The organism is Microcoleus sp. B3-D2 (assembly GCF_036705345.1).
Classification (GTDB): domain Bacteria; phylum Cyanobacteriota; class Cyanobacteriia; order Cyanobacteriales; family Microcoleaceae; genus Microcoleus.
Window position 1 is genome coordinate 58,165 of record NZ_JAUBUG010000007.1, and the last position, 24,507, is coordinate 82,671.

22 protein-coding genes and 1 tRNA gene are annotated in these 24,507 nt (G+C 46.1%); 7 read left to right on the top strand and 16 right to left on the bottom strand.

The window, feature by feature from the left end; all coding sequences use genetic code 11:
* Nucleotides 1-120 precede the first annotated feature (120 nt).
* From QUB14_RS04390 to ribBA, 7 genes are all read right to left on the bottom strand, one after another.
* Complete coding sequence (locus QUB14_RS04390) at nucleotides 121-618, bottom strand: hypothetical protein (protein WP_333214605.1); 498 nt, start codon at nucleotides 616-618, stop codon at nucleotides 121-123.
* 464 nt (nucleotides 619-1,082) lie between these two features.
* Nucleotides 1,083-2,087 (bottom strand): RNA polymerase sigma factor, RpoD/SigA family, encoded by a 1,005-nt coding sequence (locus QUB14_RS04395; RefSeq protein WP_190662649.1) that lies wholly within the window; start codon nucleotides 2,085-2,087, stop codon nucleotides 1,083-1,085.
* Nucleotides 2,088-2,958: 871 nt separating this feature from the next.
* A complete protein-coding gene (locus QUB14_RS04400) occupies nucleotides 2,959-4,692 on the bottom strand; it encodes an ATP-binding protein (protein WP_190662648.1) in 1,734 nt (577 codons plus the stop codon).
* A 98-nt stretch (nucleotides 4,693-4,790) separates the two neighbouring features.
* Nucleotides 4,791-6,230 (bottom strand): pentapeptide repeat-containing protein, encoded by a 1,440-nt coding sequence (locus tag QUB14_RS04405; protein WP_333214602.1) that lies wholly within the window; start codon nucleotides 6,228-6,230, stop codon nucleotides 4,791-4,793.
* Between the two features lie 430 nt (nucleotides 6,231-6,660).
* Complete coding sequence (locus tag QUB14_RS04410; protein ID WP_333214600.1) at nucleotides 6,661-7,002, bottom strand: HAD domain-containing protein; 342 nt, start codon at nucleotides 7,000-7,002, stop codon at nucleotides 6,661-6,663.
* On the bottom strand, nucleotides 6,947-7,117 hold the full coding sequence (locus QUB14_RS28695) for an HAD domain-containing protein (RefSeq protein ID WP_333214599.1): 171 nt from the start codon (nucleotides 7,115-7,117) through the stop codon (nucleotides 6,947-6,949). The genes QUB14_RS04410 and QUB14_RS28695 overlap by 56 nt, the downstream gene beginning before the upstream one ends.
* A gap of 265 nt (nucleotides 7,118-7,382) precedes the next feature.
* Complete coding sequence (gene ribBA, locus QUB14_RS04415; protein WP_333214597.1) at nucleotides 7,383-9,074, bottom strand: bifunctional 3,4-dihydroxy-2-butanone-4-phosphate synthase/GTP cyclohydrolase II; 1,692 nt, start codon at nucleotides 9,072-9,074, stop codon at nucleotides 7,383-7,385.
* A gap of 407 nt (nucleotides 9,075-9,481) precedes the next feature.
* Between ribBA and QUB14_RS04420 the strand changes: the two genes are divergently transcribed.
* From QUB14_RS04420 to QUB14_RS04430, 3 genes are all read left to right on the top strand, one after another.
* Nucleotides 9,482-10,855 carry a DUF4339 domain-containing protein gene (locus QUB14_RS04420; RefSeq protein ID WP_333214595.1) on the top strand — a complete coding sequence of 458 codons (1,374 nt, stop codon included), beginning with the start codon at nucleotides 9,482-9,484 and terminating at the stop codon, nucleotides 10,853-10,855.
* A 111-nt stretch (nucleotides 10,856-10,966) separates the two neighbouring features.
* Nucleotides 10,967-11,233, top strand: a complete 267-nt coding sequence (locus QUB14_RS04425; protein ID WP_333138405.1) for a hypothetical protein — start codon at nucleotides 10,967-10,969, stop codon at nucleotides 11,231-11,233.
* A complete protein-coding gene (locus QUB14_RS04430) occupies nucleotides 11,230-11,529 on the top strand; it encodes a type II toxin-antitoxin system RelE/ParE family toxin (RefSeq protein WP_333214593.1) in 300 nt (99 codons plus the stop codon). Before QUB14_RS04425 ends, QUB14_RS04430 begins: the two co-directional genes overlap by 4 nt.
* 86 nt (nucleotides 11,530-11,615) lie before the next feature.
* Here QUB14_RS04430 and QUB14_RS04435 read toward each other — a convergent pair.
* A tRNA-Phe gene (locus QUB14_RS04435) sits at nucleotides 11,616-11,688 on the bottom strand.
* 133 nt (nucleotides 11,689-11,821) lie between these two features.
* Between QUB14_RS04435 and QUB14_RS04440 the strand changes: the two genes are divergently transcribed.
* On the top strand, nucleotides 11,822-14,506 hold the full coding sequence (locus tag QUB14_RS04440) for a phospholipid carrier-dependent glycosyltransferase (protein WP_333214590.1): 2,685 nt from the start codon (nucleotides 11,822-11,824) through the stop codon (nucleotides 14,504-14,506).
* Between the two features lie 89 nt (nucleotides 14,507-14,595).
* Nucleotides 14,596-15,531, top strand: a complete 936-nt coding sequence (locus tag QUB14_RS04445) for a cobalamin-binding protein (RefSeq protein ID WP_333214589.1) — start codon at nucleotides 14,596-14,598, stop codon at nucleotides 15,529-15,531.
* A 138-nt stretch (nucleotides 15,532-15,669) separates the two neighbouring features.
* Here the strand turns inward: QUB14_RS04445 and QUB14_RS04450 are convergent, their stop codons facing one another.
* From QUB14_RS04450 to QUB14_RS04480, 7 genes are all read right to left on the bottom strand, one after another.
* A complete protein-coding gene (locus QUB14_RS04450) occupies nucleotides 15,670-16,341 on the bottom strand; it encodes a fasciclin domain-containing protein (protein ID WP_333214587.1) in 672 nt (223 codons plus the stop codon).
* 165 nt (nucleotides 16,342-16,506) lie between these two features.
* Nucleotides 16,507-17,289 carry an MBL fold metallo-hydrolase gene (locus tag QUB14_RS04455; protein WP_333214585.1) on the bottom strand — a complete coding sequence of 261 codons (783 nt, stop codon included), beginning with the start codon at nucleotides 17,287-17,289 and terminating at the stop codon, nucleotides 16,507-16,509.
* An 87-nt stretch (nucleotides 17,290-17,376) separates the two neighbouring features.
* Nucleotides 17,377-18,663, bottom strand: coding sequence for an RNA-guided endonuclease IscB (gene iscB, locus QUB14_RS04460; protein WP_190741180.1), 1,287 nt, complete (start codon nucleotides 18,661-18,663; stop codon nucleotides 17,377-17,379).
* 429 nt (nucleotides 18,664-19,092) lie between these two features.
* Complete coding sequence (locus QUB14_RS04465; RefSeq protein WP_333214582.1) at nucleotides 19,093-19,680, bottom strand: aminodeoxychorismate/anthranilate synthase component II; 588 nt, start codon at nucleotides 19,678-19,680, stop codon at nucleotides 19,093-19,095.
* A gap of 178 nt (nucleotides 19,681-19,858) precedes the next feature.
* Nucleotides 19,859-20,371, bottom strand: a complete 513-nt coding sequence (locus tag QUB14_RS04470) for a diacylglycerol kinase family protein (RefSeq protein ID WP_190662636.1) — start codon at nucleotides 20,369-20,371, stop codon at nucleotides 19,859-19,861.
* 161 nt (nucleotides 20,372-20,532) lie between these two features.
* A complete protein-coding gene (gene ybeY, locus QUB14_RS04475) occupies nucleotides 20,533-21,069 on the bottom strand; it encodes an rRNA maturation RNase YbeY (protein ID WP_190737469.1) in 537 nt (178 codons plus the stop codon).
* 206 nt (nucleotides 21,070-21,275) lie between these two features.
* Complete coding sequence (locus QUB14_RS04480; RefSeq protein WP_333062727.1) at nucleotides 21,276-21,494, bottom strand: DUF3285 domain-containing protein; 219 nt, start codon at nucleotides 21,492-21,494, stop codon at nucleotides 21,276-21,278.
* A 434-nt stretch (nucleotides 21,495-21,928) separates the two neighbouring features.
* Between QUB14_RS04480 and QUB14_RS04485 the strand changes: the two genes are divergently transcribed.
* Nucleotides 21,929-22,747, top strand: coding sequence for a hypothetical protein (locus QUB14_RS04485; RefSeq protein ID WP_333214579.1), 819 nt, complete (start codon nucleotides 21,929-21,931; stop codon nucleotides 22,745-22,747).
* A 99-nt stretch (nucleotides 22,748-22,846) separates the two neighbouring features.
* A complete protein-coding gene (locus QUB14_RS04490) occupies nucleotides 22,847-23,782 on the top strand; it encodes a DUF1350 family protein (protein WP_333214577.1) in 936 nt (311 codons plus the stop codon).
* A gap of 25 nt (nucleotides 23,783-23,807) precedes the next feature.
* Here the strand turns inward: QUB14_RS04490 and QUB14_RS04495 are convergent.
* Nucleotides 23,808-24,507: tetratricopeptide repeat protein (locus tag QUB14_RS04495; protein WP_333297085.1), on the bottom strand; the 700-nt coding region annotated here is incomplete at its 5' end.

The window sequence follows — 24,507 nt, forward strand, 5'->3', positions numbered from 1 at the left end:
GAAAGCAATTTGGTCCGGGGGCCCCCGATGTATCAGTGGGGTTGCTTTCTTCAATTCTAAAATCTAAAATCTAAAATCTAAAATCTAAAATCGATTGACTTGTGGCGCAGCGCGAGTTTCCTACTTTTCCCACACCTGCTGTTTGTGAGATTCTTTGCAAGTACCCAAGATGCGCCGATCGTTTTCGCTGATGGTGGAAATTGGGTAATACTGTTGCAGATTTACGGAGTAGGGAGAGCGACTGCCGTCGTAACTGTCAACTACTGTTAAATTTAACTGAGTTCGATCGCTTGTGCCGTAAAAACAGTAAAAAGCAGACCGAGGCAGGTAAAAAGCTCCGACTACCTTACTCTGCCGCATTTCAAATACAAAATATTCTTGTTTAATTTCCTCTGGCTTGCTCGACTGGCCGTAGAGGTAAATGCCATCTGCTAAACCTGTGCTAGCTGTATCTGGCGCAGGATTTGGGGGAGATTGCGAGGTTAAAACGCCGGATTTGATGTCCGAGTCCTGTGCGCGGCGTGCGGGGAATGCGATGCTCAAGTTACCGGGCGAGAGAGCAAGCACGATCGCGATCGCTTCTAAACTTCCTGTCAATATCAAATAAGTCAAAACCACTCCAGACCCCAAAATTTAAAATAGCTGGTTCCAAGCGCCTCTTGTACCAGTTTCACAAAGATCGTAGAGAAACCGGGTATTTGGCTTAATGTTGGCTATTAACTTGAAGGAACAATCGCCCGCCCGGTTCCTGAACTTAAATGTAAGATTAGTTTTGACAAATTTTGCGTCCGCCCCGATCGGGCGATCGACCCGTCAAATAATACCATTTTAGATTTTAAATTTTATAGTCCTGGACGCATATACTACGATTTTATGTCCGAAGACAACGTAGTGAAGCAATCTCAAACCCTTGATTTAAGCTCGATAGTGCGTAAGTCGTGTTTTAGATTAAAGAATGGAATAATTGGGAATGACCTCTTGCCTAATTGTGTGAATCACGGGCTTACAGTTACATTCTTTTTTCAAACTGGTATAAACGTAAAAAAAGTTGAGATTTCCCAAAATCTCAACTTTTTTAGTGACTAACTAGCCAAGTATTCTCGGACTTGAGATTGGCGGCGGCGCAGGTGGGCGAGGGCTTGATGTTCTAGCTGCCGCACCCGTTCCCGGCTGAGATTGAGGCGTTCTCCCACTTTCGCCAGAGACATTTCTGTGCCGTCTTCCAAACCGAAGCGCAGAATTATCACATCTCGCTGCTGGGGGGTCAGTTCTGATATCAAAGTATCGAGGTCTTGCCGCAGTAATTCCGAGGTAATGTAGTTGTCGGGAGATGCAGTTTCGTCTTCTAAGAGTTCTTGCAGTTCGGTATCTTGGTTGTCTCCTACCCGCAAGTCCAAAGAAACTGGATGTCTTGCCATCAGCAGGTATTCCCGAATTTGGGAAGGGTGCAGTTCCAAGGCCGCGGCAATTTCCCCGGGGGAGGGAGACCGGCCCAACTGCTGGGTAAGTTCCCGCTGCACTTTTTTGATTTTGTTGAGTTTTTCGGTGATGTGAATTGGCAATCGAATTGTGCGGGCGTGTTGGGCGATCGCGCGGGTAATTGCTTGCCGAATCCACCAATAGGCATAGGTAGAAAATTTGTATCCCCGCATCGGGTCAAATTTTTCGACTCCTCGTTCTAAACCGAGGGTGCCTTCTTGGATTAAATCCAAGAATTCCATATTGCGTTTCTGGTATTTTTTGGCGATCGCGACTACTAGCCGCAAATTCGCTTCAATCATCTTTTGCTTGGCGCGCCGCCCTATGTGCAAGATCCGGCTAAGTTCAGGTTCGGTCAACTCCATTTCGGCAGCCCACTCTTGATCCGTCAGATCCCGCTGCCATTCTTTAGCAAGTGCTTGTTTTGCTTCGATTAATTTCATCATTTGCTGCACCTGCTTCCCGAAAACAATTTCTTCTTCTCGGGTTAGCAGAGGTACGCGACCGATCTCGTGCAGATAGGTACGAACCGTATCCGTTGAGGAGTATGGCCGGCTGCCCATGCGATCGGCTTTCACTGTTTTGTTTTTGGGGGTTATGGTGGACATGGGTGAGTATTGCACTCCTTGTAACAACAGATAAAAAGTTGGTGATACCCTGTCCCACTTTTGCAAGTGGGATAAAGACTGCGACAAAGGGGATGTTTCCCCTCCTGTTTATCGGTGACGATCGGTAGAAGCTTTTTGTTTGGGATTACTTTTATGCTGGATTTTTCAGTAATCCCCGTCGATTTCCGGTAGCTCGCTAGCTTTAACGGCTAGTTCAAGGCGAAGTGGAGCAAGAGTTTAGTTTTCTCAATATTATTCCCAATTTTGAGGATCGTAAAGGGTAAAAACCTCTGTCTTAAGGTCAAGATTCTACATTTTTCCTTAAGGTTTTGAATTCCCTGTTAGTTTTAACTGCCACTTAACTTCACAATACTCATGCAAACAGACTCATGCAATTCGAGGGCTTTGTTTTGCTCTCTGTTCCATCATCGCTTGAAATTTTCTCGCTGCCTAGATGCTGGGATGCGAGATAACCGAACTCGATCGCCGTATTAGAGGGGAGTAACTGTTTAAAATATTTATTGACATTTTTATTTAAATATGTTAATCCAATTCGGCTACGAGTAACGACAAGGTGTATAAAGGCTGGCTGTTGCCCTGTTTGACTTTCATTGTGCTGCGAGGCTCCATCATCTCCATGTTTAAGCTTAGGCAAATTTTGGGCAGTTAGGGATGAGGGGTGAGGGGGTGAAAGGGGAAAAGCTTCTGACGGAAAGCTGGGGCCTAATTTTTTTGACGTTCGATCGCACTTTTTCGTTTATAAGGCAAAAATTAGATATTTCTGTCATTACCAGCGATCGCCAATTGTTCGGAAAGACTAATTTACAGTAACATTTGCCTAAGTTCTGTAATGAATCTAGGAGTTGTCAATCTAAAATCCCAAATCCATTTTAGCAGATTCTGCCTCGGCAAATACTTGTTCATCGGGCATTTCTTGCCAGTCAATATCCCCAATTTCTCTGTAGAATTGCTCGTCATAGGGGCGAGTTTGCACGACTACGGGCATGGGTACGGCGTGTCCCAAAACTAATGCTTGCTGTTTGGAGTCGAGTTTTGCCAAAACTGAACGCAAACTCTGCCCTCCCGAAACGCCGGTAAAAATAGCCTCGATGTCTTTATCATCGTTTAGCAAAGCAGTAATGCGCGTTCCGACTTGCGACATGACTTCGGCGTCGATGCCAGAAGGACGCTGGTCTACAATCAGCAGGGTGACAAAGTATTTTCGCATTTCTCGGGCGATCGTACCGAAAATAGTCGATCGCACGATCGCCGGATCGAGAAAGCGGTGAGCTTCTTCAATGGTAATCACCAATGGCTGCGGGCGATCGCACGGATTTTTGCTCTGCAAAAACTTCTCAGCTTTTCGCACGTAAGATCCGTGAATGCGGCGAGTAATCACGTTTGCCGCCAACATATACGACAGCAAATCCGAGTGCGAACCGAACTCTATTACTACATTCTTCCCGCCATCCAAACACTGCAAAACTTCAGTCACATAATTTTTTGGACAGCGTTTCCGAATATATTTCAAATCGTTCAACCGCTCTAATTTCCGCTGCAAAGCCATAATTGAAGATTTATTTCCCCGCTTCTCTTCGCAAAACATTGAAATATCTTCATTGCTCATTTCCAGCAACTTATTGATCCAACTGCTGCCCAACTCGTTTCGCAAAATAATCGCATTTTCGATACTAGCTTCCGACAAATTCAACTCGCGCTGTACCAACGCGATATCTTCCACTTCTATTTCATCGAAACTCAAAAATAACTCTTGAGCGTCGCGGACTCCCCGGCGTTTTGTCGATTCCGGATCGAGGGTATAAATCTGAATTTTATCGGGAAACAACTGCCGCAAACCTTTAACAGTGCTGAACTTTTTCCCTTCCGAAACTGCTTCCCACCCGTACTCCGAGTGCATATCAAAAATTAGATTGACAGCAGCTTGCTTGCGAATAATTCCCGACAACAGCAAGCGCGTCAGAAAAGATTTTCCCGTTCCCGACTTGCCAAAAACCCCGTTGCTGCGTTCCACAAATCGGTCTAAATCCAAGCACACAGCAACGTCCATGTCAATCGGTTTGCCGATCGCAAAATTGCGGCGGTACGGGTCATCTTCCCAGCCAAAAACTGCCCGAAAATCAGTTTCTTTGGCATCAAACACCTGGGAAAAGTGGCTGGGAATAGTTTTGACAGGCAGCAACTCAATATCCGCACCGGTTTGTGACTCAAAAGAAGCCAAATTTCCTAACGCCAGCTTATTCTCGCGGACTCCGCCGTTTTTCGTAGGGTCGAAAATTGCCTGCTGTTTTTCTCGTTCAGCAGTCAACATCAACATCGGCGACAGTTCGATCGTACCGTAGGTGCTGCTACCGGCTAGCACTGCGAGAAGAAAATCGTCGTCGGGATTGGGAGGATTGGATAAAATGCGGGCGCTAGAAGTTCCGAGAGACACGTCGGTGAGCATACAGAAAAAGTGCGATCGCACCCCCCGCACTACTAGAAATTTCCCCACCCTCATATCTTCCACCGAAACGTCGGCGTGCAGTCGCACTTCTAATCCCTTGCTCAGAGAACCTTGAATAACAGAGCCTAACGGTCGATCCATTTTAGATTTTAGATTTTAGATTTTAGATTGTTAATAATCGAGCACTTTTCGACGGGCGATTTTTTATTTTAGATTTTCGATTGTTAACAGTCAACTAATTACCATTCCGATCCTAGTGGCAATTCAAAAAAACTCGGACTCAGATCTATATTGGCCAAATCGGTTTCGCTCAAATAAGCATCGGTCAAAAATACCGCTTTTAAACTGGCGCCTTTGAGGTTAGTACCTTTCAGGTTAGCACCTCTGAGATTAACTCGGAATAAATGAGCATCGCTCAAGTCTGCCTCAGTTAAATCTGCTCCCTCCAAATTTACTCTCATCAAATCTGCTTTTCGGAGGTCAGCTTCGGTTAAGTTAGCGCCGCTGAGGTCAGCTTTTGTCAAGTCTACCCCTCTCAAGTCTGCCCCGCTCAAGTTAGCGAACAGCAAAGTAGCCCCCGTGAAATCTGTCTCCCTCAAATCGGCATCGCTTAAATTAGCGCCGCTGAGGTCAGCCCTTGTTAAGTCTACACGCCGGAGGTCAGCAGAACTCAAGTTTACTTGGTGTAAAATTGCGCCGCTTAAATCGGCTCCTCTCAAATCTGTTTGCTCCAAGTTTGCACCTTTGAGGTAAGCTTTTTTTAAGCTAGCTCTACTGAAGTCTACATTTTTGAGATTAACCGAACTTAAGTTAGAACCGCTCAAATTAGCTCCGCTTAAATCTGACCCGTTTAAGTCGGCTCCGGTTAAGTTTACCCCTTGCAGCGATACATTGGGAGCAATTAAATAAGCTCCGCCCAGAGCGGGGTCAATGCCTTCTGAAAACAATGTTTTGTTGCTGTAAACAGCTTTCTCCAAAATTGTGCCGCTCAAACTAGCTTCCCTCAAGTCCGCTGCGCTGAGGTTGGCTCCTGCTAAGTTGGCCCGATCGAGTTTTGCGCCAAATAAAATAGCTTTGTATAAGTTTGTCCGCCGCAAATCGGCTCCTTTTAAATCGGCTTCGGTCAAATCTACCATAGCCAGATTTAAGCCAGGGAGCGAAGCATTGGGAGTTAGCAAAAATGCTCCCATTGCACCCGGATCAATATCCTCGGGAAAGATAGTCCGGTTGTTGTATACCGCCTTGTCTAAAATGGCGCCGCTCAACTGAGAACCGCGCAAATCGGCCCCACTGAGGTTGGCTCTGGTTAAGTTGGCTTCGTGGAGATTTGCTCCAACTAAATTAGCTTTGATCAAACTTGCTTGTTTGAGGTTGGCGCCCGTGAATTCGGCTCCTACGAGATTAGCTTCTCGGAGGACAGCCCCGGTCAAATCAGCTCTAGTGAGGTTAGCTAAATTAAGAAATGATTCAGCTAAATCCGCCCCGCTGAGATTAGCGCCGCTGAGGTCGGCTTCAATCAGGTCTGCATACCTGAGCATAGCGCCGCTGAGGTTAGTTTCTCGGAGATCGGTGCCTCTGAGGTTGGCTCCCCGGAGTTCCGCACCGCCGAGGTTGGTGCCTTTAAGTGCTTGTCCCCTGAGGTCGAGTCGGTGCAGAAAGTCACCAACGTTCATTTCCATGTCAAATTCACCAAAAAACGAGCGGGAAGCCCCTGACTTGAGGCATGGGGAGGAAGGCGGCTGCGACGACTGTCGCCTTGAATCCCCTTTCGGGGTTGGAGAGGTATGGTTGCCTCTCCGGTGAGGTATCGTTACCTCAATCTCCCTTTCGGGGTAATGTTCGCTTCGAGAATGTTTAGTGAGCTTGTTAGGCTGAAAGCACTGGTTTAACCCCATTAGGCCTGTTTAACTCTCAGCGATAGAGCGGAAAACTAGCGTCGCATTTTCCGGTATCGTGACTCAAAAAACGTAGGTCTGATCCTGTCTCTGGTAAGGTTTGGGCTTTCGGTTCAATCCCGCTCACAGAGCCGGACTGTCTTGAAAGCCCCCGCTTTTAAGCGTGGGGTTCCTTACCCTCTCTATTCCGATACTTTTTTCCTAACCTTTGAAATCAAGTTAGATATTCTGAAAGTACCTTTGCTGAGTTCTGGTCAAAACCATTGTAATCATCAATAGCCACAACTGGTGCATCTGGCGGATAGTGTTCTGGAATATCGTCAATGGCTACCCAACGTGAGTTTTCTGCTTGATTTTGTCGAAGATACTCAAGAACTTCCTGGTGGCGTAGATATTTGTGTTGGTGAATATTTTTGGGATTTAGAAAAGGGGTGAATCCGATAATACGGATAGCGAGATCTGGTGAAAATAATGGCGGGATTACCTCGAAGGGGAATATTTCACGCCAGGATGATGAAATTACTACTCGCGCATGATAGATAGGAACGAAGGACATTTTCAAATTGATTAAGGCAAGCTGAATTAAATTTCATTATATCTGTTTGCAAACTCGATGTTTCATGTCTTCGGTCAGGAATAAGTACACCATCAATGTCTAAAAAAATTAACATTAACTAAAAGTCCTAGTGAATAATTTAATGAGTATTAATACTGCTTAATAATATAAATGTGCCTCGAAGCTTCTCTCTCAAGTGTTCGCTATATCGATTTGTTAGACTGCAATCAACATAGTTATTCACTGTTTTTATTGGTGGCTGCTTTCTGACGAAAGGAAGATGCTGGTATCAACAAGTATTGTTCTGAAATTCACAGTTTTTCTTGGCTTCTGCCTTCCCCCCTGCTGGGATAGGGGGGGTTGGCTTCTACCTTCTGCCTTCAGGCAAGAGGAGCAAAACTGTAGATTTTTTGAGGTTCGAGCCGATCGCAAATTCCGGTTAATTCCGACAAAAGGAATGTCTGGCGATCGAGCTGGACTTGCAGGGTTTTGAGCGGATCTCCACCGGAGGAAACCAGGAATTCTAATGTTTGCAAATTCGGCTCAGTGCTGATTTCGCCCAAAATTTGACCGATCGCCTTGACGTAAGGATGGTTTGGATCTTTGTACCAGTCGGGAGCTGCGAGTCCGGGTTGATCGAAGCCGAGGTGAACGATGAGGGAGCATTCTCCGAAAAGGGCTATTCCCACCGGCCGCGCTTCTTCTTGCAGCAGCAAGTGCTGGTTAGCCGCCAAATGCCGCAGTTTTTCGAGGTGTTCGTACCGATTTTGGATTGCGGAATCTTCCTCTTTTCCCTCTGCTTTTTCGTTCCACTGAATCGCCACTGTTACTAAATAAGTTTGCAGTAGCATATGACCGAGTTTTTCGGCTTTTGTTGCCAGATAGATCGAGTTGTAATCTGTGGCTTCAATTAGTAAGGGGACGCGATCTGCTACTTCAATCCCGTAACCTTTCAAACCTGCAATTTTGCGCGGGTTGTTGGTAATCAACCGAATTTTTTTTACTCCCAAATCGTTGAGCATTTGTGCTCCGACGCCGTAGTTCCGCAAGTCGGCGGGAAATCCCAACCGTTCGTTGGCTTCTACAGTATCCAATCCCAAGTCTTGCAGCGAGTAAGCTTTTAGTTTATTTACCAATCCAATACCCCGACCTTCTTGGCGCAAGTAAACTATGACGCCAGAACCGACATTTTCGATCATTTTCAGTGCCGCTTGCAGTTGCATCCGGCAGTCGCAGCGCAGGGAACCGAAAGCATCGCCGGTCAGGCATTCGGAATGCACCCGCACCATCACGGGTTTGTCTTTAAATTCTGCCGGGTCGCCCTTGACAATAGCAACGTGTTCTGAATTGTCTTGGGTGTCGCGGTAGGCGTAAATCATAAACTCGCCGAATTGAGTGGGCAATTTGGCGACGGTTTCGCGGCGGACGAATCGATCGTGCTTGAGCCGGTAGCTAATTAAGTCGGCAATACTGATTATTTTGAGGTTGTGGGTTTTGGCGTACTCGATTAATTCGGGCAACCTCGCCATCGAACCGTCGGGGTTTTGAATTTCGCAGATGACGCCGCTGGGATACAAGCCGGCGAGTCTGGCGAGGTCAACCGAAGCTTCGGTGTGGCCGGCGCGTTTGAGGACGCCACCGTCGATCGCCCGCAGGGGAAAAATGTGACCGGGACGGCGCAAGTCTTGAGGTTTGGTGTCCGGGTGGATGGCTACTTGGATGGTGCGGGCCCTGTCTTCGGCGGAGATACCGGTACTGACGCCGTTGACTGCATCGATGCTGACGGTGAAGGCAGTTTGGTTGTTGTCAGTGTTTTTGCTGACCATCAGGGGCAGTTCCAGGCGATCGAGCCTTTCGCCACTCAAGGCCAGACAAATCAAACCCCGCGCGTTCACAGCCATAAAATTGATGTTGTCGGGGGTGGCGAATTGGGCGGCACAAATCACGTCGCCTTCGTTTTCGCGATTTTCGTCATCGACTACTACCACCATGCGGCCTGCTTTGAGGTCTGCGAGGGCGCTGTCGATCGAGTCAAATTGAAAGGATTGAGTTGAGGAGTTGTTATTTGGCACTGAGGAGTTCAAGCTATAAACAGTAATGTTATGGAAATAGAATGTATTTGTGATTGTAACCTTTTGTTTCCGACAGGGCGATTCCCCAGTGCAGATGAGTTTGACAATCTTTTTAAAGTCACTTACTATAATTATTGCATCTTGTCAACAAAATCTCTCCCCAATATTTCATGAGCTTGACTGAGATCGCGAATATTTTAAGTAAACCGTACTTCCAAGCTCCTAATTGCTTAATTATAATGTTGATTGTTTGGAGACAATGTGCGATCGGGCAAAAGCAATATTGAAATTAGGGTCGATTACTGCGAGATTGTAGCTAATGGAGTAGATGATTTTTTAAGGAAGGCTGAGATTTTAAAGCTCCGCCCGATGGGACAATATTGATATCCCGTCAAATTATCCCAACCATGAATAATTGGCCGAAATTCCTCCCCGATCCTACATCATGGGCAAGAGGATTTGCCTTAAGCATTAGCTTTTGGCTGATTGTTTCTTTACTGTGGCCCAATGCTTACTACTATTCCTACCGATTTAGCAGGGCGTACTGGTACACCATCAGGAGCTCTGACTTTCAAGCCGTAATAACATTTGCTTGGTTATGCCAAATCTTGTTATTTGCTTTTTATCACTGGGGAGTAACAAAGGTTACCGAGTGGGTGGAAATCCGCAGGCACAATCAGCAACCACCTGCAATATTGGCGTGGCAGCACTGGAGGGAAGGCATTATCGCATTTCTGATGCTACCTGCTGCGATTTTGATGGGAATTCCGGCTATCGCCATTTTTATGCTACCAGTGAACAGCTCTTCGGGCGCTCTCATTTCTTTAATTCTAGGAACTGCGATCGCATCTGCTTACCTGTATCACTTCCGCTTTGCAAAGCTGCTTAAAAATCTTTTTAAATTCTTATGGATTTTCTATGCAGAGCTTCTAAAGATACTTGAACTTTTGTTAGTTCCAGTATTAACTGGTACTCCGTTTTTTCTGTTAACTGTTGCGACGGCCGAAATCGTGCCAAAACAGCTACTGCCGCTGACAACCTTTCTGTTAGTTATTTGCGTACTGCTGAGCGGGATAGTGGGATATGCAGCTTTGCAGTATTTGTCAGCGCATCTAGTTAATTGGGCCGCGACGTGGTGGCCCGCCGACTCTCCTGGTTACAGTCGCCTTCAAGCCCGCAAAGCCTGGAAACACAACAGGACAGCAACCAGCCAATCTTTTGTTCGGCACACAACAAGTTGGCACTTAGCCGCTAACGACGCTACCAACCTAATTTACCTAAACCTCATAGCGATCGTACTCGGTGCGATCGCTTTTCTGTTGTTTGGAGAGTCTTCAGAATGGTCAGAAACACAAGAAGAGATTTTAGGATCTGCCGTGGCGCTAGTGTGGGTGGCGGTGTGGCATTTCTGGGGGTGGCCGCGCGAAGTAGAAATTGCTAGAGGTAAGCCGGAGGCTAAGAAAAGTCAGAGTTCAGCTAAGAAAAAGCGATCGCCCAATTCTAACTCACCGCCTCCGAATCCGGTAGAACAAGAACTCAACCAGCTCAAAGCCACAACTGGAATGAATCGGATGAAGTCAGTAAGACGATCGACTCAGCCCACTCCTGAAGTTCCTCAATGGTATGTGTTTCGCAGCGGTGAAGCCAAGGGGCCCTATACCAGATTGCAATTATGGGAGGTTCAGGAAATCACAGCCCGAAGCAAAGTGCGGCGCGGGGAAGCGGAGTGGCAGCGCGCCGGTGAAATTCCAGAATTAGCGTCGTACCTCACTCAAAAATAAGACAGTACACGTCACCGCACGTCCATCGGCGCTTAAGACGATCGCACTGCCCAGAAAGTAGCGCTATTGTTAGAAAAGGGATTTGTGTCAGCGAGACTCCCGGAGATTTTTATGAATATTACTTTGAGTCCTGAGCAGGTGAAATTGATCGAAGCGCAGTTAGCACTGGGGCAGTTTAGCTCGCCGGAAGAGGTGATTACAAAAGCCCTCCAAACTTTGACGCAAACACGCCAGCATTATTGGGAGTGGGTGGAGGAGGTGCGCTCTTCGGTGGAGGAAGCGGAGGCGGAACTATCGCGGGGTGAGGGAATCCCCTTAGAGACTGCGATCGAGCAATTGCAGGAAAAGTTTCGCAAGGCACGAGAGGTTCAGGGATGAGCCGATGCTTTGTCTCTCCCACAGCAACCCGAGACTTGAATGCCATTGGTGATTATTTTGTGGCGCGCAATATTGAGGCTGGGGAGCGGTTGCTTCGGGAGTTTGTCAAAAAGTGTGACAACTTAGTCAAATTTCCGAATATGGGGCGCAATTACGATCGCATTAAGTCTGGACTCCGGGGGGTACCGCTGGATGGCTATATTATCTTTTATCGGGTGGTTGAGAATGGGATCGAAATTTTGCGGGTGGTGAGCGGTTTCCAAGACTTGGAAGCAATGTTTCCCGAGGAAAACTGAGCGTTCGGGGTTCCTGTACATCCGCCAAATCCTGATAGTTCAAGTTTCCCAAATAAAAAGCCCTCAACTTTGTGAGGGCTTTGCGATGCCAGGAACGAGACTTGAACTCGTGACACGTGGATTTTCAGTCCACTGCTCTACCAACTGAGCTATCCCGGCTTGTTTTTTCGCGCTTTACTATCTTAGCAGACACATACAAAATTTAGCAAGCACTTTTCTCAATTAATTTTTCGATCGCCCGGAACCGCCCGCCTGTAAGCTAAAAGCTGCAACCTAAAATCCAAGAATCGCAATGGCACAGCAACATCGGGACAGCGAGGGCAAGAGTCTGCTTGTCTTAGGCATAATTTGGCTGCTGGGGGCAATTAGCGATCGCCTCTGGTTTGCCCTCGATCGCTCTGTCCCGGCGTGGGATCAAGCAGACTACCTGACTAGCACCCTGAAATACTTGCAGGCGTTGCAGCATCCTCAGTGGCTTTCCGGGGAGTGGTGGACAAACTTCTGGCTGCTTTCGACGAAAATTCCGCCCTTGGCATACATCTTAACGGTTCCGTTTCTTCAGGTTTTCGGTACTGGGGGCGATCGGGCAACCCTCGTTCATTTATTATTTAGTGCAATTCTCCTCGCCTCAGTCTACAGTCTGGGCGTCCAACTATTTAACCGGCAAGTCGGTTTGTGGGCCGCTGCAATTTGCGTTTTGTTACCGGGACTTTATCGGTTCCGCTTGCAATTTTTACTCGACTATCCCCTCACTGCTGCGATTAGTTTTGCTTTCTATTGTCTGACAATGTGGAAGGCTTCTGAAGGAAGAAGGAAGAAGGAAGAAGGAAGAAGGAAGAAGGAAGAAGAAAGAAGGAAGAAGGAAGAAGAAAGAGAAATCAAGGAAGATTTTCCCCATTCTCCGGATCTCCCCCTCTCCCCCTCCCCCACTTCCTCACTCTCCGCGTCATCTTTCTTTTGGGCGATCGCCTTTGGAATTTCTCTCGGTTTATCAATATTAGTTAAACACACTACCGTATTATTTCTGTTTACCCCGATTGTGTGGCTGGCTGTGGGTGCTGTGCGGCAAAAAGCTTGGGGGAGATTAGGTCAATTAACGGGTAGTTTGTTGCTGTCGGCGGCTGTGTTTGGGCCGTGGGCGAAAACCAATTGGCTGTTAATTTTGACCGGGGGAAAACGGGCAACGCTGGATTCTGCGATCGCCGAAGGAGATCCGGCCCTCAATACGATCGACGCTTGGATTTACTACGGTCAACACTTACCCGAACACGTTTCTTGGCCTCTGTTACTTATTCCCTTAGTAGGATTGATACTTTATTGGCGTCGTCGGCAAGATAGTTCGTCAATCTTGCATCTCAACTCCTGTCGCTGGCTGGCTGTTTTCTGGGGAGGAGCTTATTTAATTAATTCTCTAAATATCAACAAAGACGACCGATATGTGATACCTTATTTGCCAGTTTTATCTATTTTCTTAGCCTACTGTTTAACGCTGTGGCCTTCTCGGTGGGGACGACAAATTCGCTGGGGTACAATTGGCTTGGCAATTCTGGCGATGCTGTTCCATATGTGGCCGCTGGGAGGGGCTTTTGGACATAGCTTAGTGCAAATTATCAGTCCCGGCAATTCTAACTATCCTTACTTGGGGAAAGAGTGGCCGCACCGAGAGGTAATTGCAGAAATTATTGATAGGGAACCTTATTTGCAATCTACTTTAGGCGTGTTGCCTTCGACGCCGGAAATTAACCAGCATAATTTGAATTTTTACGGTGCTTTGGCTAATTTTCAGGTTTACGGGCGGCAGGTGGGAACGAATTTACAACAAGTGCCGCAAGATGTGCGATCGCTTTCTTGGTTCGTAACTAAAAGTGGCCCGCAAGGTTCGATTCGCGAAAGGATTAAAAAAGCTCAAAATGCCGCCGTAACCGCCATTGAAAAAGGTGAGAACTTTCAGTTAGAAAAAACTTGGATTTTGCCAGATTATACTAATTTAAATCTTTATCGCAAGCGAGTGCAGCCTGTCGAAATACAGCCGTTGAATGAAGGGCGATCGCAAGTACAATTAGATCGAGTTACTGTCGCTGCAAAAGCAGTTCCCGGAGTCGCGCTGCCGGTTACTTATACTTGGTCTGGGCCTTGGCAGCAGTTGCAGTCTGGTTTAGTGTTGGTAACGTGGCAAAATCAGCAGTCTGGCGATATTCCACCGGGACAGACTTTCAGGATTTTACACGATCGCGCGATCGCCCAAGCGACTTTGCATCCGGGGATGCTGGAAGCGGATAAATTTGCTGTGGGGTTTCGAGTTGTCGATCGCACGGCGATGCTTCCTCCTGCTAATATTGCACCGGGAACTTACAATCTGCAAGCTACTTATCTAAATCGTAAAACTGGCGAAACTTATCCGATTAATGTGCCGACAGTTAGTGTTAAGATCGAGGCAGAGCCTCTGGATATGCGTTCTCAGGCAGAGCCTGGAAACGAGGATAGTACAGATAAGCCTGAGTTAGATTTGGTGACTCAATTGCGGGCGATGGCGGTTAATTTACCCAAAGGATTGCCCGGTTTAGAACCCGTGTTCGAGCAGATTGGGCGCATCAATCAGTACGATCCAATTCAAGATTATACCGTGCAAGCGGAACAAGCGTTAGAATATCGGTTGCAGCAGGAACCAAATAATCTAGAATTGGCTTATGCTTTGGCATTTTCTCGGGTATTGCAGCAGAATGTCAAAAGTGCGATCGCAGCCTTAGAAAAAGTCACCCAACTCGACTCAAAAAACCCCTACGCTTACGCCTATCTCGCTTTCGTACACCTGTACGGCTGGCATCCCAAAGCTGCTCAAACAGCATTAAAACCAGCTCTCGCTCTCAACTCCAATCTACCGGAAATTAGAGTTTTAAACGGTGTAGCCGCTCTGATGCAAGGTAATCTCATTCAAGCATGGCAAGATTTGCAATACTTAAAAAAACTAAAACTTTAACAATCCCTTTTAGTGTGGCACGGGCGTCCCGCCTGTGCTTCTAAATCTGTAACGCCTGTGCTTCTAAATCTGTAAAAAACAGAAAATCAATGAACCAACTCAGAATAGTTTCTCTAATTCCCAGTGCCACCGAAATTGTAGCAGTTTTAGGATTAACCGATGCCATTGTGGGCCGTTCCCACGAATGCGATTATCCCCCAGAAATCCAAAATTTACCTGTTTGCACTCAGCCTAAATTCAATCCCGAAGGAACTAGCAGCGAAATTCACAACCGCGTGACAGAATTGTTGAAAAATGCGCTGAGTGTCTATAAAGTAGAAATAGATACTTTGGAAAAATTGCAGCCGACTCACATTATTACTCAAGCTCAATGTGAAGTCTGCGCTTGTTCTCTGACAGAGGTTGAACAAGCAGTAAGCACGCTGGTACACAGCAAGCCGGAAATTATTTCTTTGCAGCCGAATCTGCTAGCAGAAATCTGGACGGATATTCAGCGAGTTGCTGATGCTTTGGGCGTAGATGGCAAAAGTGCGATCGATCTTTTGCAATCCCGCATCGATGCTATTACCTCGAAAACACAAGCCTCATCTATTCTTACCACAAAAGAGAGACTTCCAAAAGTAGCCTGCATCGAGTGGATTGAGCCTTTGATGGCTGCGGGTAACTGGATTCCCGAATTAGTGGCAATGGCGGGAGGCAATTCGCTATTTGGAATTGTCGGCGAACATTCCCCTTGGTTAAAATGGGAATCGCTAGTAGAAGCTAATCCCGATGTAATTATTTTCATGCCTTGCGGCTTTGATTTAAACCGCACTCGCAGCGAAGCAATGCAGATAACTAAATACGCAGAATGGGCTAATTTGCAAGCAGTAAAAACCGGGAAAGTTTACATAACTGACGGCAATTCTTACTTTAATCGACCGGGGCCGAGATTGGTTGATTCGTTAGAAATTTTAGCAGAAATTCTTCATCCCGAAATCTTCGATTTTGGCTATCGGGGTAAGGGTTGGCAGCCATTTTTGTAAGTACCCGCAGCTAGCTATAGCTTTATCTGTATTAATTCTGAATTGTCTGCCATACAAATAAGGACACAACATTGTTGTGTCCTTACTTCGCCTTCATTTAAGCGAATCCGATCTCAATTGATGCAAAAACCGCTAGTCTTACTTCGCATCAGGCGGCATCAGCACCTTGTCAATTACGTGAATCACGCCGTTGCTAGCTTTGATATCAGCTTTCACAACATTAGCGCCGCTGACAGTAACTTTACCTGCGCTAACTGCCACGTTGAGCGAGCTGCCTTCAACACTTTTAACATCGCCGGATTTCAGGCTAGTAGATAAAACCGAACCCGGAACAACGTGGTAAGTTAAAATCTTAGTAAGTTTGGCTTTGTTGGCCGGTTTGAGCAAATCATCCACAGTACCTTTTGGCAAAGCAGCAAATGCCGCGTCTGTCGGAGCAAAAACAGTGAAAGGGCCTTTTCCTTGTAAAGTTGTAACCAAACCAGCAGAGCCCAAAGCCTTCGTCAGCGTCTTAAATTGAGCGTCGCCAGATGCAATAGCAACAATATCCTTAGTAGCGGCAGTTGGTGCCGGTGAAGTGCCAGTTGGTGCCTGTGTAGCGCCAGTTGGTGCCTGTGTAGCGCCAGTTGGTGCCGGTGAAGCAGCGGTTTTCACCTTTTCTGCAAGTTGTGGAGTTTGAGTTGCATTAGCAACATTGGTGTTGGAGGTGATGTGAGCCAAAGCCGGGAAACCAATCAACGCGCTAGCGCCGATTACTCCTGCGAAACCTGTCAGTTGTTTCATCCAGCTAGGTAAATTTTGATTTTTCATTGCGCTTGCATTTCCTTAGGAGATAAAACAGTGAACATGAATTGTTATGTTAGCCAAATCTCGACAAAAAGCAAGGTTGCCAGAGGCTAAGGTAGAGAGAAAATTCTCTTGCATCCCCGATCGAACAAAACTTCCTTACTATAACGCAAGCTGAGCAATCAGGCATCAACCGCTAAATCTGTAACTCAAAACCTCAATCACCGAACCAGTTTGGGGTAAGTCAGCAGCTTTGATCGAAATCGTGTCATTATTCAATCGGCGCACCGGCGTACCATCCATCAGCGCCAAGAATTCATCTAGCGGCACTAAATCGCACGCAGCAGCATCGGCGGCTTGGGTTTTGAAATGTGTCGGAATCACCATCTTTGGTTTGAGAAGTTGCAAAGTTTGCTTCGCTTCCGCCGGAGTGTAAGCTTTCGGCCCCCCGCCCACGGGAATCAGCACTACATCGGGCCGCCCGATCAAGATTTGCTCTTCAATGCCGATCGGGCCAGCAACTCCGCCCAAGTGTAAAATCTTAACCCCCGCTTGCTGCCACAGCCAAGCCACATTGACCCCAAATCGCCTTCCTCCCTCACGGTCTTTTTCCGTCCGAATCCCTTGAATCCGCAGCCCGTTAGACCTGTAAGCCCCTGGTTCGTACAAAAGGCCGGGATTGCCGGCAAATCCGTCGATCGCCCCTTCATCGAGCAACCGGCTGCTAATCAGAATCAAATCTGTTGGCACTTTAGGAGAGCGATAGCCTGCGGTACAGCCCAGGGGGCGAAAAGGATTCACCAGCACCCTCGCACCGCCTCCGGAGAACAAGAAGCAAGTGTGGCCCAACCACTGAACCGACAAAGAATCAGCAGTTTGAGCTTGATAGCTTTCCCATCCAGATGGCAAACCAGTGAAGAAAGCTGCTAGCAAACCCGTCTGTGCGTAACGTATTAATTGTCGCCGTTTCATAAAAACCTCACGCGAGCTTGGAAACCCAGTGGCTTTAGCCCTGGGAGGAAAAGAGACACGGGATACTTTAGTGTCCCGTCAAGACTTTTAAAATCCATAGTTATATCCATCCTTTTGATGAATAGAAAAACAATATTTGTGATTGATTCCTTGAATTAATCCCTGGACTGCTGACACATTAAAACTACCAGATGAGCGAACAGCGACCCTACCTGTATAAGTTCCCACCTTCTTGCCCGAAGTAACAACGGCTTTTATAATGTCGCCTGTCTGAAAACCCTTGACAAACTTGAATCTAGGAACGTACCGAGAAGGAAATCCAAACTTATCTGTGCGACACATCTGCCTTGAACCATGGCCCGTAGCTTTGATATTTAGGGGCTGATTTGCTAATACGGAAATATTAGGCGTATCACCTACGCAAGCAGCATCAAAAAAGTGGGTTTTTGGTAATTCCAACCGTATGCGGTTGAATTTGGTCAACCCGCCAGAACCCGTGATAATCACTTTGCCTGTCTCTTTTAGGCCATCCAACAAAGCCCATCGGGTTGAGTTGACAGCAGTGGCATCTTTTAATGGGCGCTTAGCTTGTGCCAAGATTTTCTTCAAATCATCGGGCTTTTTTGCTAAGAATATCTTGATATCCTGAGTCCCTTTCTTGGTATTGCAAGGTTCACAGGCTAAGCATAGATTAGATATTCTATTTGTTCCGCCCGACGCTTTAGGATGAATGTGCTCAACTTGTAGCGGTACATTTTCCGCGCTACAGTAAGCACATCGTCTCTCCCATTTATTGAGTAAATACTCGCGAACTTCGTAACCAGCTAACACACCCTGCTGATACTCAACTCCTGAAATCTCCGGGTTTTCTATCTTCTGTAAATCAAATCTGACTAATTCTTGAAAGATTGTTTTAACTGGTGCAAGTTTTGATAACTTGTTGACCCAAGTTAAAGTTGTCTCTACGCGGTGTCGAAGGCTAGGAGCCAACCAACCTTTGGGTTTAGTCCGGTTTAAAAATCTCGCTTGACGATATCTTGTGTGCCGACTTCTGCGACCGCGCCGCAGAGAACGACGCGACTCTAGCGATGTTTTAATTGCTTGACCACGATGGGTTAGTTCGGCCACCCAGATTAGACTAGAATCTAGAAGTATGGCAAGTCCAGTAACTTTTGAGCCGGGGTCAATCTTCAGAGTTACAGGCTGCGGGTCTTCAGTTACTTCTTTTTTCAAGAGGAGTGTGAAAGGGTAAAGCCTGAAAACTTTAGCTTTACCAACCTTTAGCAATTTACGCGCCAAAGATGGTTTGCATGGTGTTAATGGTTTGCGGTTAGCATCTAGAACAAAGACGTAGTTGGGTTTTAGGATAGACATTGTTGTGTCTCTTCGATTCCTCGTAAAGTTCGCTTTGCCAAAGTTATAAAGGCTTTTTGCGCTTGCAACACTGTTCCAGTGACCTTAGAACTGTTTAATTGCAAACAACAGAGCGGAAAACTAGCGTCGCATTCTCCGGTGTTATGACCTGAATAACGTAGTCAATTAAGACTTAGGCGGGTAAGCACGGCTTTAGCTTGTTTGCTAAAGCCCCGTGTCTTTAGACCGGGGTTGCTTACCTTGTGGTTGGGGTTGTCGGGTGTTCGTCGCTTGTTGTTATACCACAAAACACCGTATGGTGCGAAATGTACACCCTACTTTTACCGTAAGGTGCCGATTGCCCACCCGAAAGCTTCACAGAATTTGAACCGTATGGTGCGAATTGTCCACCGGAAAGATTCAGACAAACACTCAAAATTCAAAACCAAACTAAAGCCGTTCCAAGAAATTTCGCAATAATTGCTTCCCCGAAGTCGTCAAAATACTTTCCGGGTGAAACTGTACACCTTCAATGTGCGGATATTCCCGGTGCCGCACACCCATAATAGTTCCGTCTTCAACCCAAGCCGTAATTTCTAACACTTCTGGACAACTCTGCTTTTCAATTACCAAACTGTGATAGCGAGTTGCAATCATCGGCGATTCGACGCCCTGAAAAACTCCGACTCCTGCGTGTTCTACCTGAGAAGTTTTGCCGTGCATCAACACGGGCGCAGAAACAATTTTGCCGCCGAATACTTGACCGATACTTTGATGTCCGAGGCACACGCCTAAAATTGGTAAATTCGGGCCCAATTCTTTGATTAATTCCAGAGAAATTCCCGCATCTTCCGGCCGCCCCGGGCCTGGAGAAATCACCACTGCGGCAGGCTGTAATTGGCGAATTTCTGCTAAAGAAATTTGGTCGTTGCGGTAGACTTGCACTTCGCTTGCTACGGGCAACTCAGCACCGAGTTCTCCTAGATACTGTACCAAATTGTATGTAAAGCTGTCGTAGTTATCGATGACTATAATCACGGGTTAAGTTAGATTTTAGGTTTTAGATTTTAGATTTTAGATTGACTCGCTGCCTGAAAGCAAGGGTTTCAAGATTTTAGATAGATGCCGAAGATAAAAATAGCTGCAATATAGACGAATAAAACTAAAAATCTCAAATTGGTCATCTAAAACCTAAAATTTGCGATCGCCCAATAAGTTACTGACGGGCGATCGCAATTTGAACGACTGCCCACAAAGGAGGCAGCAGAAGTGCAGCACCGACTATGATCGCAGCCATTGCCGATACCAGAACCGCTCCCGCACCGCAGTCTTTGGCAATTTTGGCTAGTTCGTGGTAAGATTGCCCGACTGTCAAGTCTACCACCGATTCGATCGCCGTATTCAACAGTTCCATGGCTAAAACTATGCCAATGGTGACGCCGATCACAGATATTTCTACAGGTTTGAGTTGCAAAAATAGCCCGAGTCCGATCGCCAATGTTCCTATAACTGTGTGAATCCGAAAATTGCGCTGAGTTTCAAAAGCATAACTCAGACCCCCCCAAGCGTATCTAAAACTCGTAGCTAAGCTAGATGCGATTTTCCAGGACAGCTCTCGATTGTATTTCAAGGCTTTTTTCGGCTCCTGGACTGTCTGGCTAGAAGAGTCTTGAGGCATGGGCAGAAACTGTGCGATTTGTGATGAAATTGAGGGTCTATCTAGTGTCATAAACTACCAACTTTAAGTTACAGAGATGAATGAAAGTTAGACTTTTAAAATTGACTTCATCTAGTCTAGGTAACTTTCCTAAGTTTTTACTAAAGTTTTGGTTTAATTTCAGAAAGTTATGTTGAGCTTGACATGATTTGTCAAGTAACCATCAACTTAAGTTATGCTGTTTGGATCGTAAGACCGATCGCCTGCAGCAATTTTTCTTGTCGATCGAGCATTTGAGTCAGACTTTCTTCATCCGGGTGATCCCAGCCCAAAAGATGCAGAAAACCGTGGGCTGCTAGCCAAGCGAGTTCGGTCTTCAGGGGATGTCCTTGCTGCTGGGCTTGTCGGTTAGCTGTATCGATCGAGATGACGATATCACCCAAGTATAGGGGTTCAGATGACTGCATTTCCTCTAACTGAGGACAGTCTACCTCTAAAGCTGCGAAAGCTAACACATCGGTCGATCGATCGAGCTGGCGGTACTGGAGGTTGAGGGCTTGCATCTCTGGATCGGCGGTTAAACGCAGACTGACTTCGTAGCCCGGAGCCACTGGCACATCTGCCTCCTGGTTTTCCAGCCAAACGCTAAACCAATTTTCCCAGGTTTCGGCTGAAATCTCCCCGCTGGCTGCACTCTCAGGGAGGTTGGAAGCGTCGGCTGACTGCTGGGCGATCCCGTAACAGTCTTCGACGTTCACCTCTATTAACATTTTTTTGCTCTCCTGTCAAGGGATTTATTCAATTTTTTTACAAATTCCAATTGCGCGATCGAACGGCAGGGGATTTTGCTGTTGCTGGAAAGATACAGTAATCTGTTAGAGATGGCAACAGGCAGGCAGAACAATCAGCTTAACTCCCGATTAAGAAAGATCAAAAACATCACCAGAAATTAGAGGCTGATTGTTGGAATCCCCTATTAAGAATTGAAATAGCGATCGAGAAAAGCCAAACCGACGAGTACGCCTAAAAGTCCCGCCGCTGTCAAAGCAAAATGAAACAGAGAAGTCGCCCGCTTGCGAACCATGTTCCGCATCGCCAGTTTGACATAACTAGGTGGAGGTGCAGTGTTAGTCGGCGCTGTCTGGGTTTCGGCGGACTCTTCGGAGGCGGGAATTGCTGAGGGAGGTTGACTCATAGTGGTTAGTTTAGAAGGTTAATAGAGAGGCTGCCGAGGATAGGCTCGTCCCGATGGTAACAAATATGTAACGTTTTGTGTAGGTGTTTTGAGCTTTTCGATCGCGCCGGACCCATTAAAGGGGGATTATACCAACAGATTAATGTGCGATCGCCCTGATAATCAATTCGATATTTTCTTTTCATCTTCACATACACGAGGATAAATTAAATTCCCGAGCCGTGTTCCTGTGCGCTTTAACAAAAAATTTTAAATTGTCAAGTCGCACAATCAAGCGACACTCATTTGAGTTAACTCAAATGAGTGTCACCAGAAAAAGCGACTGTTAACCAACCTCGACGGGCAGTTATTCATAGATATAGCCACGGAAAAACAGAAACAAAATTTTCCGGCTAAATAACCCAAGCTAAAAGTTCAATTACTCGGACACAAACATGGAAGTTTCCACCTTTGAAATCCTCACCGCACCGATCGCACCTGTGATGGGCATCCCTCCACAACTCATCCCAGTGGCTCGTCGAATCGTTCAGGGATACTTTCTCACCATCTCCAATCTCGAAGCGATCGACTTGCGATATCGGATTGAGTTTACCATCAGCTTGCCCGTGCCGGCTGATCCTAATAAAATCTTGCTCAACAACGCTTTCTTAGTTGTTGACGTTGAAGGCACTAACATCGAGGTACCTCTGACTCAGCAGCCAGGGAAACCGAAGGTATATCGCGCATTTTTTACAATACCCGCTCACAAAACTGCATCTGTTCAATTGTTGCCCATTCTGCCAAAAACTCTGACTCCAGGTTTGTTGGAAGTGCGTGGCTATGTCTCGCTATTTGTGCCAGCGCGCTCCATCTTTCCAAAGCCTGTACCCCAAAGCAAGAAACCAGTCAAGGTGTTATTGAATCCCGAAATTCGCGGTACTTTCTTGCCAAACGATTTCCCATCAGAAACTCCCACTTTACCAGACTTCGATCAAATTAATTACACTTTAGCGATCGCCAGTGGAAAAGGCTTGAACGAGATTACCCCTGAACCAGGTAAACCAATTATCATCGATTTACCAATTGTTGGCCCAATTTTGGAAGAGTTACGCAACGGTAATTTGGACTTGGCTACTTTGGAACCAGACAATTCAGAAAAAGCTCAACTGCTAGTGCAACTGCTGGCCCAACTCGATGCCAATGATGTGAATTTGAAAGAGCTAAATACAGTGATGGATAAATTCGATATTCCTGTCAGAATGTCTCGCGGCTAGAACTGTTAAAGGGTAAGTAACTGTAGGGTGGGCAATGCCCACCTTACGTTTGATTACGTTTAATTAAGCCTACTTATACACTCACTGAGCTTTATTCAAATGTCGAACTCATTTAAATTTCAGCCTGTTTCTTTTAGTTGGGTGGCTGTTCATCCGCAGCCCAAAGGTGTTGTTCAATTTATTGGTGGAACTTTTTTTGGTAGTTTGCCAACTTTGTTTTATCGATATTTTTTACAGCAGTTGTTTGAAGAAGGTTATACCGTAGTTGCTTTGCCATTTAGATTTACTTTTCGTCACTGGCCGATCGCTATTGGGTTATTAAAAGAGCAGGAGATACTGAGAACAGAACTGACCGAAATTGCTCAAAGATTAGGCTATGAAAGCGAAATTTATCAAGAACCATCGAGTTATTTTTGGGTTGGTCACAGTCTGGGATGCAAGTATATTGCTCTTTTAGAATTTTTAAGCGACGATCGGTATCCAAATATTGTGGAGAAATTCTGCGAGCGCCCTGACTACGAACGGATTCAAAGATTAATCGAAAACCTGGGCATCCACCGACCTTCAATTAAAGACCAGCCGTCCTTATTAATTGCTCCTGATATCAGCAATACAGAGAGCGCTATTCCAGTGCGATCGCTAGCAAAACTGTTAGATAAATTCCGTTTAGGAGTGCTACCAACCAGAGAACAAACTCAATGCTTTATTGCTAATAGTTCTCTGTTTAATTTGACTGCAATAATTTCTTTCGACCGAGATGATATTGCTGGTTCTACCAATGATATTAACAAAAGTCCCGAACAACAAAAAAACAGCGATGTACTTTGGCTCATACAACAGCTAAGTAATAGAAAGTTGCCTTTATTGAACCAGGAAATACCAGGCAAACATTTAGAGCCGATTGGTATCAAAATCGGTAATTATATTGTTGACCTCAATCCTTGGGATAAATTCATCAAACCTCTGAAAAGCCGATTTCTTGAATATTGGTCTGTTCATTTTTTGGATGCTTTGAAAAAGCGGTTAGGCGCTTAATATTGTATAAACTGCCAACTCACCATCAATCTCCAGCCACCTGCTGAACCCTAGCAATAATCTTCCTCACTGTTTCCGCCTCTGGCGATCGCAAATGCTGCAAAATGTCCAAAGATTCCTGTAAATAATTCAAGGCTTTGTCAAAATCTCCCTGCGATGCCAACAACTGTCCTAACATGGCGAAAGTAGCGGCGTTTCCTCGAACATTGCCAATTTTTTCCTCAAGTTCGAGAGATTGTTCATAAAATGCGATCGCCTTGGCTATTTCCCCTTGATCCGCATAAATTCCTGCTAGTTGGTGCAAAGTAGCAGCTTTCCCTTGAAGATGGCCAATCTTTTCGTGAAGTTCGAGAGATTGTTCATAAAATGCGATCGCCTTGGCTATTTCCCCTTGATCCGCATAAATTCCTGCTAGTTGGTGCAAAGTAGCAGCTTTCCCTTGAAGATGGCCAATCTTTTCGTGAAGTTCGAGAGATTGTTCATAAAATGCGATCGCCTTAGCTACTTCCCCTTGATCCGCATAAATTCCTGCTAGTTGGTGCAAAGTAGCAGCTTTCCCTTGAACATTGCCACTCTGTTCCTTAAGTTCGAGAGATTCTTCATAAAGTGCGATCGCCCGGGCTACTTCCCCTTGATCGGCATAAATTTCTGCTAGTTGGTGCAAACTAGCAGCTTTCCCTTGAACATTGCCAATCTTTTCCTCAAGTTCCAGAGATTGTTCATAA

What these genes read in the sequence shown, in the direction of transcription:
- QUB14_RS04395 (WP_190662649.1), bottom strand. Translation starts at nt 2,087, where the DNA reads ATGTCCACCATAACCCCCAAAAACAAAACAGTGAAAGCCGATCGCATG.
- QUB14_RS04400 (WP_190662648.1), bottom strand. Translation starts at nt 4,692, where the DNA reads ATGGATCGACCGTTAGGCTCTGTTATTCAAGGTTCTCTGAGCAAGGGA.
- QUB14_RS04405 (WP_333214602.1), bottom strand. Translation starts at nt 6,230, where the DNA reads ATGGAAATGAACGTTGGTGACTTTCTGCACCGACTCGACCTCAGGGGA.
- QUB14_RS04410 (WP_333214600.1), bottom strand. Translation starts at nt 7,002, where the DNA reads ATGTCCTTCGTTCCTATCTATCATGCGCGAGTAGTAATTTCATCATCC.
- QUB14_RS28695 (WP_333214599.1), bottom strand. Translation starts at nt 7,117, where the DNA reads ATGTTAATTTTTTTAGACATTGATGGTGTACTTATTCCTGACCGAAGA.
- QUB14_RS04420 (WP_333214595.1), top strand. Translation starts at nt 9,482, where the DNA reads ATGAATAATTGGCCGAAATTCCTCCCCGATCCTACATCATGGGCAAGA.
- QUB14_RS04425 (WP_333138405.1), top strand. Translation starts at nt 10,967, where the DNA reads ATGAATATTACTTTGAGTCCTGAGCAGGTGAAATTGATCGAAGCGCAG.
- QUB14_RS04430 (WP_333214593.1), top strand. Translation starts at nt 11,230, where the DNA reads ATGAGCCGATGCTTTGTCTCTCCCACAGCAACCCGAGACTTGAATGCC.
- QUB14_RS04440 (WP_333214590.1), top strand. Translation starts at nt 11,822, where the DNA reads ATGGCACAGCAACATCGGGACAGCGAGGGCAAGAGTCTGCTTGTCTTA.
- QUB14_RS04445 (WP_333214589.1), top strand. Translation starts at nt 14,596, where the DNA reads ATGAACCAACTCAGAATAGTTTCTCTAATTCCCAGTGCCACCGAAATT.
- QUB14_RS04450 (WP_333214587.1), bottom strand. Translation starts at nt 16,341, where the DNA reads ATGAAAAATCAAAATTTACCTAGCTGGATGAAACAACTGACAGGTTTC.
- QUB14_RS04455 (WP_333214585.1), bottom strand. Translation starts at nt 17,289, where the DNA reads ATGAAACGGCGACAATTAATACGTTACGCACAGACGGGTTTGCTAGCA.
- iscB (WP_190741180.1), bottom strand. Translation starts at nt 18,663, where the DNA reads ATGTCTATCCTAAAACCCAACTACGTCTTTGTTCTAGATGCTAACCGC.
- QUB14_RS04470 (WP_190662636.1), bottom strand. Translation starts at nt 20,371, where the DNA reads ATGACACTAGATAGACCCTCAATTTCATCACAAATCGCACAGTTTCTG.
- ybeY (WP_190737469.1), bottom strand. Translation starts at nt 21,069, where the DNA reads ATGTTAATAGAGGTGAACGTCGAAGACTGTTACGGGATCGCCCAGCAG.
- QUB14_RS04480 (WP_333062727.1), bottom strand. Translation starts at nt 21,494, where the DNA reads ATGAGTCAACCTCCCTCAGCAATTCCCGCCTCCGAAGAGTCCGCCGAA.
- QUB14_RS04485 (WP_333214579.1), top strand. Translation starts at nt 21,929, where the DNA reads ATGGAAGTTTCCACCTTTGAAATCCTCACCGCACCGATCGCACCTGTG.
- QUB14_RS04490 (WP_333214577.1), top strand. Translation starts at nt 22,847, where the DNA reads ATGTCGAACTCATTTAAATTTCAGCCTGTTTCTTTTAGTTGGGTGGCT.